Annotated in this window: 7 protein-coding genes; 2 read left to right on the top strand and 5 right to left on the bottom strand. The window is 38.6% G+C overall.

Features of this window, described 5'->3' with window-relative positions; genetic code table 11:
• Positions 1 to 219 precede the first annotated feature (219 nt).
• On the bottom strand, positions 220 to 450 hold the full coding sequence (locus V7147_RS14830; RefSeq protein WP_335368614.1) for a hypothetical protein: 231 nt from the start codon (positions 448 to 450) through the stop codon (positions 220 to 222).
• A 146-nt stretch (positions 451 to 596) separates the two neighbouring features.
• Between V7147_RS14830 and pdaB the strand changes: the two genes are divergently transcribed.
• Positions 597 to 1,361, top strand: a complete 765-nt coding sequence (gene pdaB / locus V7147_RS14825) for a polysaccharide deacetylase family sporulation protein PdaB (RefSeq protein WP_335368613.1) — start codon at positions 597 to 599, stop codon at positions 1,359 to 1,361.
• A gap of 39 nt (positions 1,362 to 1,400) precedes the next feature.
• On the opposite strand, the gene V7147_RS14820 is transcribed toward pdaB, so the two are convergent.
• Positions 1,401 to 1,997: a KinB-signaling pathway activation protein gene (locus tag V7147_RS14820; protein WP_335368612.1), complete on the bottom strand. Its 597-nt coding sequence runs from the start codon at positions 1,995 to 1,997 to the stop codon at positions 1,401 to 1,403.
• Between the two features lie 149 nt (positions 1,998 to 2,146).
• On the opposite strand from V7147_RS14820, the gene gerD reads away from it, so the two are divergent.
• Entirely contained in the window at positions 2,147 to 2,743 is a 597-nt protein-coding gene (gene gerD, locus V7147_RS14815) for a spore germination lipoprotein GerD (protein ID WP_335368611.1), read from the top strand.
• A gap of 61 nt (positions 2,744 to 2,804) precedes the next feature.
• On the opposite strand, the gene V7147_RS14810 is transcribed toward gerD, so the two are convergent.
• The 3 genes from V7147_RS14810 to V7147_RS14800 form a co-directional block, all read right to left on the bottom strand.
• Positions 2,805 to 3,854 (bottom strand): Mrp/NBP35 family ATP-binding protein, encoded by a 1,050-nt coding sequence (locus V7147_RS14810; RefSeq protein ID WP_335368610.1) that lies wholly within the window; start codon positions 3,852 to 3,854, stop codon positions 2,805 to 2,807.
• Positions 3,855 to 4,296: 442 nt separating this feature from the next.
• On the bottom strand, positions 4,297 to 5,010 hold the full coding sequence (gene cwlD / locus V7147_RS14805) for an N-acetylmuramoyl-L-alanine amidase CwlD (RefSeq protein ID WP_335368609.1): 714 nt from the start codon (positions 5,008 to 5,010) through the stop codon (positions 4,297 to 4,299).
• A gap of 66 nt (positions 5,011 to 5,076) precedes the next feature.
• On the bottom strand, positions 5,077 to 5,520 hold the full coding sequence (locus V7147_RS14800; protein WP_335368608.1) for a YbaK family protein: 444 nt from the start codon (positions 5,518 to 5,520) through the stop codon (positions 5,077 to 5,079).
• Positions 5,521 to 6,000 lie beyond the last annotated feature (480 nt).

The raw sequence follows: 6,000 nt of genomic DNA, 5'->3' as shown, positions 1-6,000 counted from the left end.
GTTTTCAAAGAACTTTTTTGACCCGTCGCTCAGAAGCGACTTTTTTAATATAGCACGCTGACAATGTGAAGTCAACATCTTTTTTAAAACTTTTAATTAAAATCTACGATCGTCAGCGACGACGTTTATTAATATACCATCATGTAAAATCAGTGTCAATAATCTTTTTAAATTATTTAAAGAGGACCATATCGACAACATACAATCCTCCCCGCTCATTTATCCCCTTTTACTATTTACCTTTTTCGAACGAATATACCTGCTGCATTCTGAAGGTTCAGCAATTCTTTTAAATAAACGAAATAGGATTTGATATCTTTCTTCCATTGCTCTTTTTACGATATGGTCAATCCTTGCATCTCCCACATCAAAAAGGATTTCATCCATCTCTCTTTTTAGAAGGTATTCTAATTCTTTAACTTCCTTCTGATCAACTAATAATCCAAACATAGTTTCACCCCAAGTTAATTGTAATTCTAGTTATTACCAGTTTTTTGTTATTTTATGAATTGGTTTTCCCCTAGAATTTTACACATACAAATCGGATGACAAGCATATTATTTTTACAGAAGATGCTTTGGACAAGGGGGATAAAAATGAATTTTTTCTACATCTTGAGCAGCAAAAGGATTAAACAAACCTTAATTATTCTTTTCGCGAGCCTTTTTACAGCCAGTATTTTTTATATAGAAAAAGGAAATATTGCTCCTGTTTTTTCAACAGCAAACGGACCACGTGTGATTAATTCAGGAGAAAAGAGCGAAAAGTCGGTTGCACTTACCTTTAATATTAGCTGGGGAGATACAAAGGCACTCCCAATTATCGACACCTTAAAAAATGAAGGGATCAAAAATGCAACGTTCTTCCTTTCCGCATCATGGGCTGAGCGACACCCACAAATTGTGGAACGGATTGTAAAGGATGGACATCAAATTGGCGTCAAGGGGTATGATTATAAAAATTATACTAAATTAGAGGATGCGCAGATTAAAAAGGATATTTACAAGGCCCAAGAAGCATTTAAGAAAATGGGGGTCAAAACCGTTTCATTTGTCCGAACACCTGACGCTAATTTTGATCCAAGGGTTGTGAAAGTATTGGACTCTCTTGGATATACGCTCATCCATTGGAGCATTGATTCCAATGATTGGAACAATCCTGGAGTAGCAAAAATTACGAGCAATGTTTTAGATAAAGTAAAAGGCGGTGATATCATTTTGTTTCATGCTTCAGATTCCGCCAAACAGACAGCTGAAGCTCTTCCTGGGGTATTAAAAGGAATCAAAGGGAAAGGTCTCTCGTTTGTAACGGTAAGTGATATGCTTGATAATGCGGATGTAAAAAGTAAAGTTGTCGAATAAGAATCCTTGCACAAATAAACAAAAAGCTGATCCATTGGGTCAGCTTTTTTGGTTTGTTATTTTTGGAAGTATTAATAATTGATAAGCGTTGCAAATTAACAGTGGATAAATCATTAAGTACAACCAGCTTATATCATTCACTCGGATAGCTGGCATCCATTCTATCACGGATACGACAAATATAAAGAAGACAGCCGGAATGAATGCTTTGCTGTTTGTTTGTTTACTTTTAAAATAGGCAATGATTAATGCAAATACTAACATCAAAATCGGTATCCATACATAGGACGAGATTGTTTCACCCTCTGTTGCAAACACCTTAAAACGAAAATAAATTAAATCAAAGAATACAAAAGCAATTAACACGACTTGCGCCGGACTCCAAGCACTCTTGAAAAGTCCACGTCCAAAACGGTGAACGGTTAGATAGGCGAAGAAGCCCATTTGGCTAATAATACTAAAAATAAACCCAGCACCAATAAACCAAAATACGACGATTAGGATTTCAACAAAATCTGCTGCTAAAAATAATTCTTTATATTCACTCCATTTAATGGCAAACCCAAAAAAGATTGTGCTTATTGCACCAACAAGTAAGGTCGAAAGAAACAGCCTTACCCAATTTCGACTTTTCACGACAAAATCCCCCAGTCTATATTTTCAAATATGATTGTACCAAAACAAAGGGGATAAATGCTAGTTTCTCACTATGCAATGCGTGAATATTTTTTAACAAAAAAAGCATATTAACAAATAAGGATCCCTTATGAAAGGAGCTTTATGGAATGAAAAAAAGGATGTCGCTCCTCCTCATTTTTAGTTTTCTATTGGCTATTGTGGGGTGTGCCCCAGCGAATATTGAACAAAATCGAATGGATTATGAAGAAACCAAAAAGATGGTTGTCGATATATTGAAAACCGATGATGGTAAAAAAGCAGTTGAGGAACTCATGCGTGATGAAAAGTTTAAACAGCATCTTGTCATGGATCAAGTCGTCGTAAAAGATGCCATCCAGGAAACCCTTACCTCAGACAATGGGGTTGAATTTTGGAAAAAGACGTTCGAGGATACAAAGTTTGTTGAGGAATACGCAAAGAGTATGAAAACGGAGCACGAAAAGCTCATTAAAGACTTGATGAAGGATCCCGATTATCAAAAAATGGTGATGGATATCTTAAAAAATCCTGAGATGGAACAACAATTTACAGATGTTCTTAAAAGTCAGGAATTTAGAAAGCATCTTCAAACGGTAATCAGTGAAACACTTGAGAGCCCTTTATATAAAGCGAAGATTGAAGATATTCTCATTAAAGCTGCCGAAGAAATGCAAAAACAGGAAAAAGCAAAAAAGGATGAAGGGCAAGGAAGCGGTAATAGTTAGTTCGCCAATAGATTAAAGACCCTCCCGAATAACCAGGAGGGTCTTTGTTCGTTGTTGTGGTTTAAATTGCATCAATTACTTTTTGTGCAATATCATTATAGATTTTCCCAGTCGGATGATCTTCATCATATACAGACGGTGCAAAGTCATCGTCATTCCAATCAGGCTGACCCAATGGAATTTTACCCAGTAAAGATGTTTGAAGCTCATCAGCAAGCTTCTCTCCACCGCCTTTACCAAAGACGTATTCCTTTTCACCTGTTACTTTACTTTCAAAATAAGACATATTCTCGATAACACCTAGGATTTCGTGCTCTGTGCGAAGAGCCATTGCACCCGCTCTTGCTGCCACAAATGCAGCCGTTGGATGTGGAGTTGTCACAATAATTTCTTTACAATGTGGAAGCATCGTATGAACATCTAATGCCACATCTCCTGTACCAGGTGGTAGGTCGAGTACTAGGTAGTCAAGATCTCCCCATTCAACCTCATTAAAGAAGTTATTCAACATTTTCCCTAGCATTGGTCCACGCCAGATTACCGGTGAATTGTCTTCTACAAAGAAGCCCATTGAAATCACTTTTACCCCTTTTCTTTCAACTGGGATAATTTTTTCGCCGCGTACGACAGGGCGATTTGTGATTCCCATCATGTCCGGAACACTGAATCCATAGATATCTGCATCAATAATTCCAACCTTTTTCCCTAGTCTTGCTAACGATACAGCTAAGTTTACGGAAACAGTTGATTTTCCAACCCCCCCCTTACCACTTGCTACCGCTATAAAGGTGGTTTGATTAACCGGGGATAATAGAGGAGCTGACTCACCTACTGATTCAGTCTTAAATTTCGCTAGTTCTTCTGGTGATAGGTCTGTAAAACGAAGCCCAACAGATTCTGCTCCCGCTTGTTTTAGCGCATTTACAATTGTCGTTTGAAGCTGAAGTTGCTCACCTGTACCAGTCTTAGATAAGGCAATTTTTACACTGACATGTTTCTTTTCTTCTTTTATTTTAATCTCTTGGATTGCATTCGTTTCCTCGAATGTTCTATGTAAGAATGGATCTTGCAATTGATGTAAAACTTCTAGTACTTGTTGCTCAGTTAACATAAAAACACCACCTAGATTCTGTATTCGGTTTCACTCCATCCTTATTATAGCATACCCGTCCGATTTTACAGTGTGAGGAGTGTCACAATTTAGATGCTAAAGCGAGTTTGATAATAAGCGGAGAATTTCCGCTTATCTAGAAAATAGAACTGATAATAGATAATATAGACGGAAGGATTCCGACTATTGACTCGAAAAACGTAAAAATGGGTCATTTTGCTTTACTTAATCGAAAAATCTCCACTTACACCGAACAGAGCCCAGTTCTGCAGCCTAACCGGAAAATCTCCCCTTATTTTTAATATCACTTGTTACTTAACTCCCAAAATTTAAAATAATTATTTAATCCCCTTTGATCAATAAAAAACGCACTGTGATGAATTCAAGTGCGTTTTGTTTTGTGTTTTATAATGTTTGCACCTCTAAATTAACCCTGTTGCTTTTATTCCGGTGGGTTTGATTCATTTGAGAAATATCGGTTGATTCCGGTATAGATGGAGGCTGCGACCTTGTCTTGGTATTTATCTTGTACTAATAGAGCTTTTTCCTCCGGATTTGAGAGAAACCCTACTTCAACAAGTGCACCAGGCCTTTTTGCACTTTTTAATAAATACACACCATTGATCGCTTTTGCTTGTCGTGTTGTATTTCCGAGATTGTTTCGAAGCTCGTCTTGAATAAATTTGGCAACGTCTTCATTTTCCTTGAAGGTACTAAAGTAAAAAGTTTGTGCCCCTCTCCACCTTGGTGAAGGGATGGCATTTAAGTGAATACTTATAAATAAATCCGCTTCTGATTCATTAATGATTTGAACGCGTTTCTTCAAATCCTCTGTCTTGCGTCTGCTGAGACCTTTCGTTCCGTCCTTTGCTAAATCTTTATCTTCTTCCCGCAGCATTTCTACAAGCGCTCCCTGCTGTTGTAAGTAATCGCGGAGTTTATTGGATATTTCAAGGGCGATGTCCTTTTCCTGGACGTCACCACTTTCGGCTCCTCCGTCAGGGCCACCATGACCAGGGTCAATAATAATATACTTCCCTGATAAAGGTAAACTCCATGGGTCCCAAACATCTTTATCCATAAATCGATATTGTATAAATATAAATAAAATAACAGCTCCTAAAAGGATACCCGTAATTTTTAGTTTCTTATTCATCATTTCCCTCCTGCATGTCCCTACAATAACTATATGGGACAAGGAGAGTATATATGATTAAAAATTCTAATGCAATTTTAGCCGGTGTCTTTTTTCCCCTTTCTGGAATCCTTCCGTCCACCAATAAGTAACATAGCGTTCACATGAGTAGTAGAGGGACTCATTCACAAAGCCTTGGTCGCCAATATGACCCCAGTAGCAAACGAACTCATATAACGCATCAATCAGGTTCTTTTCAAATCTGTAACATCGCATTCTCACTTGTTCAACAGATTCCCCGTAGTAACCGAATTTACTATACCTAGCCCCTAATAGGTATGATTCTATAGCAACATCAATGCATCCTTCTTCAATCGCACTTCCGAGCATGGAGTCCATTCTAAAAAAGCTACTAAAGCTATCCACGACGTTCTTTTTAAGTTCTTCTAATGAAAGCTCACGCAGCATTTTTCGTTCATACTTGATTTGCTTCTCTTTCCGTTTTTCCTTGAAGGTTGTAATTACATTCATAAAATAAGAAACCCCCTTTGTCAGATAGTTTCCTACTGTACCAGCATAAACATGCGCCAAACACAAACTACCTTAATTTCCAAATAAAACTATCCATACATGAAAAGGATTGCTTGTGTGGGATTGCCTGGTTTTGCTTTTCATTGGGGGAATGAAGGGGATTTCGGCTGGTTTCCGATTGGATTTGCCCTTCATCGGATGAAGGACCGAACGCTCCTAGCTTCCACGTGAAAAGTCCTTCATCGGGGTTATGAAGGATCGAATGCTGCTGGCTCCCGCTCGAAATGTCCTTCATCAGGGTCATGAAGGACCGAACAACGCCGGCCCCCGCTCAGAAAGTCCTTCATCGGGCTCATGAAGGACCGAATGCTGCTGGCTCCCGCTCGAAATGTCCTTCATCAGGGTCATGAAGGACCGAACAACGCCGGCCCCCGCTCAGAAAGTCCTTCATCAGGCTCATGAAGAACCGAATGCAGCCGG

It is taken from the genome of Bacillus sp. JJ1521 (genome assembly GCF_036965165.1).
Taxonomy (GTDB): Bacteria; Bacillota; Bacilli; order Bacillales; family Bacillaceae_L; genus Ferdinandcohnia.
The sequence above is the reverse complement of the archived record's forward strand: the minus strand, read 5'-3'. Positions and strand labels throughout refer to the sequence as shown.

What these genes read in the sequence shown, in the direction of transcription:
- V7147_RS14830 (WP_335368614.1), bottom strand. Translation starts at nt 450, where the DNA reads ATGTTTGGATTATTAGTTGATCAGAAGGAAGTTAAAGAATTAGAATAC.
- pdaB (WP_335368613.1), top strand. Translation starts at nt 597, where the DNA reads ATGAATTTTTTCTACATCTTGAGCAGCAAAAGGATTAAACAAACCTTA.
- gerD (WP_335368611.1), top strand. Translation starts at nt 2,147, where the DNA reads ATGAAAAAAAGGATGTCGCTCCTCCTCATTTTTAGTTTTCTATTGGCT.
- V7147_RS14810 (WP_335368610.1), bottom strand. Translation starts at nt 3,854, where the DNA reads ATGTTAACTGAGCAACAAGTACTAGAAGTTTTACATCAATTGCAAGAT.
- cwlD (WP_335368609.1), bottom strand. Translation starts at nt 5,010, where the DNA reads ATGAATAAGAAACTAAAAATTACGGGTATCCTTTTAGGAGCTGTTATT.
- V7147_RS14800 (WP_335368608.1), bottom strand. Translation starts at nt 5,520, where the DNA reads ATGAATGTAATTACAACCTTCAAGGAAAAACGGAAAGAGAAGCAAATC.